Annotated in this window: 4 protein-coding genes; all 4 read left to right on the top strand. The window is 35.7% G+C overall.

What is annotated here, in order from left to right:
- Nucleotides 1–107 precede the first annotated feature (107 nt).
- The 4 genes from AAA938_RS20085 to AAA938_RS20070 all read left to right on the top strand — a co-directional run bounded on the left by AAA938_RS20085 (nucleotide 108) and on the right by AAA938_RS20070 (nucleotide 2592).
- Nucleotides 108–260, top strand: a complete 153-nt coding sequence (locus AAA938_RS20085; RefSeq protein ID WP_338230711.1) for a hypothetical protein — start codon at nucleotides 108–110, stop codon at nucleotides 258–260.
- Nucleotides 261–328: 68 nt separating this feature from the next.
- Nucleotides 329–907, top strand: coding sequence for a GYF domain-containing protein (locus tag AAA938_RS20080; protein ID WP_338230709.1), 579 nt, complete (start codon nucleotides 329–331; stop codon nucleotides 905–907).
- Nucleotides 908–910: 3 nt separating this feature from the next.
- Nucleotides 911–1789 (top strand): hypothetical protein, encoded by an 879-nt coding sequence (locus tag AAA938_RS20075; protein WP_338230707.1) that lies wholly within the window; start codon nucleotides 911–913, stop codon nucleotides 1787–1789.
- 2 nt (nucleotides 1790–1791) lie between these two features.
- Entirely contained in the window at nucleotides 1792–2592 is an 801-nt protein-coding gene (locus tag AAA938_RS20070) for a DUF4339 domain-containing protein (RefSeq protein ID WP_338230704.1), read from the top strand.
- The last annotated feature ends 186 nt before the right edge of the window (nucleotides 2593–2778 follow it).

The following is a 2778-nucleotide window of genomic DNA, read 5'->3' as shown; positions in this document are numbered from 1 at the left end:
GGTAACTTTTTGCTCAAACTTGGCCAGTAGTTCAGCAAATCCCGCTATCTTGGAGCAAGCGGTCTGGAGGAGGTTCTCTTTTTTTTCATGATTGAAAACGGTTAAGAATGAATCAAAAAGATACCTCTTTTGGGCTGCTAATCGGAGAAACTACCGCAGGTTTAGTGCAACAAGGTATTGCCAAAAGCGGGGCTGAACGACTTCGATTGGACATTTGTGCAAGGTTCAACATTCGTTCTTCGATTGAACTTTTGTACTAAAAATCCCCGCCTTCGGCAATACCCAAAACGTTGGCGGTAATTTAAAAAACAAACAAAACGGACATAACATGAAAAAGTATTTTTACTCAAACGGACAGGAAAAAGAAGGCCCTGTGACTTTAGGAGAATTAAAACAGAAAGACATCCAACCAAAGACTTTAATTTGGCATGAAGGACTTGACGATTGGAAAGAAGCTGATAGCGTTGAAGAATTAAGAGAGCTATTTGAATTGAGTCCTCCGCCTCTTGACACAGAAGATGATACTTTGAATGCTACTGACACTAAAGATTTCAAACCTGAAAAGCAGACTGTTACAGAAAGTAGTCATACAGTTAGAAAACAAGGTATGTTTTCAAATCCCTTTTCTTTTGACGGAAGAATAAGGAGAACTGAATATGGAATAAGCCTCATTATTTATGTTGTGGTTGCAGCTTTTGTAAATGTCATCGTGGAGTCGGGTGAAGCTCCAATTATTGGACTTGCCTATATCCCAATGCTTTGGTTTCTATGGGCACAAGGTGCAAAAAGATGTCACGATTTAGGGAATAATGGGTGGTGGCAAATCATTCCATTTTATGGACTATGGATGATTTTTCAAAACGGCCAACCGGGAATAAATGAGTATGGCAGAAATCCTAAAGGTTAGATTATGAGATTTTCAATTTTTCTAATATTCTGTTTCCTTTCGTTGACTGTATTCAGTCAAACCTTCTCTGAAACAGACATAAAGAAACTTGCGGAGCAGGTAAATAGACAAATAAAAGGTGTTGATATAGGTAATGGCATTAGGGCAAAAGGTTGTCTTTCACTAGGCCGCACTCTTATTTATCAATATGAAGTGCCTGATTATTGGGAAGCACCCTATAATATCAAGGAAGAAATAATATCCAATCTAAAAACAGCAGGAGCAGCTAAGACCTACTATTTGCATAACATAGATGTTGACTTCTACTACTACATGGGTAATTCTCTTGTGAAAAAAGTAAGTGTTAAATCAAACGAATTTTCAACTTTTAGTTTTAATTTAGGCGAATACGTCAGCATCAAAGACCACCCAAAATCTAAAGAAGTCAACCTGAAACTAAAAGTGCCAGTTGGATGGGAAGTCAAAGAAGGTGACCGACCGAATATAGTCAAGAAGTTTACAAATGAAGGAAACACATATTTGATTCTAATAAAGGATAATGTGACTTTCTTTTCTCGTAAGCAAATAAGAGAAGCCCTTCAAGAAGATAATTTCGTTGAAGAATTTGTTCAAGAAACGAGTTCATTTTTGAAAAACCCACAAGTAATAGACCAATCTGTTGTTACAGTAGACACTTATCCTTCCGTTCAATTTAAGGTAAAAGGTAAAATGGAACGTTCAGGTTTAACGTTTCCTGTTATTATGAAATGTTGGGTAGTTTTTTATGAAGACAAAATTATTTTCCTTCAGGCAATGGGAATTGATAATCCTGAATTTAGAGCACTTGAACAGCTTTACTCACTGATTACTAATTCTGTAATTTTCCCAGAACAATACAACTAAGAATGAGAAAATATTTCTATACAGACGGAGTAAACAAATTTGGGCCTTTTTCGAAAGATGAATTAAAATCTCAAAGAGTTACAAGGAGTACTAAGGTTTGGTACTATGGGTTAGAAAAATGGACAGAAATGTCAGAGATTATTGAGTTGGATGATATCACCTCAACAATTCCGCCTGAATTAAAACCCTTCAATGATTCAAACGAAAACAAAATACAAAAGCCTGAAAGAAGGCCAATAGAAAAACCTATCCCAATTCATCCAAAACCAAATAAGTCAAAACAAAGTCGGTGGATTATTGGTATAGCAATATTAGTTGTTATTTTCTTTGTAATAATCAAATTAGTACAAAAGCAATCAGAAGCAAATTTATATAAAGAGATAGTCGCTAACTCTTATGATGGAGATGTAAATTTTGACATTTACGTTGAAAAATTCTATCGTGATTTGGAGTTTTATGGAATATTTCCAAAGAAGCCTAAGACGACCATAATTAAATTTTCAAGGCTTGACCAACTCGACAATACTACCCATATACATGGTCTATCATTAGGACACAACGATGACAGTCGAATTGAAATATATATAAATCCTTCTTCATGGCAACAGTTTTCAAAACCTATGCGATACTTTTTAATGTATCACGAGCTTGCTCATGATGTACTTAATCTTGACGACTTAGAAAACAAACCAATAAATGAAGGGAAACTGATGTATCCAGAATTTTCAACTTATGAAAAGAAGAATATGGACGACTTTATAGAAAGTTTTCATGCTCTTTTTGAAGAATACTCTACTAAATGAAAAGAAAAACTACCGCCAACAACTAAGCTTTCGTGCGGCTTGCAAAGCCAAGCATGAAAGCGCTGTTGCACGAAACCGGTGAGGTTCTTATGGGGATTGAATCGGAATTTCAGTTGGATTTGTAGGACTTGATAGCTGAAAAAGTCTCCTCAGAATTGCTCGTCACGTTTGAAAAGCCATCTAATT

Source organism: Algoriphagus taiwanensis, assembly GCF_036245645.1.
Classification (GTDB): Bacteria; Bacteroidota; Bacteroidia; order Cytophagales; family Cyclobacteriaceae; genus Algoriphagus; species Algoriphagus taiwanensis.
The sequence above is the reverse complement of the archived record's forward strand: the minus strand, read 5'-3'. Positions and strand labels throughout refer to the sequence as shown.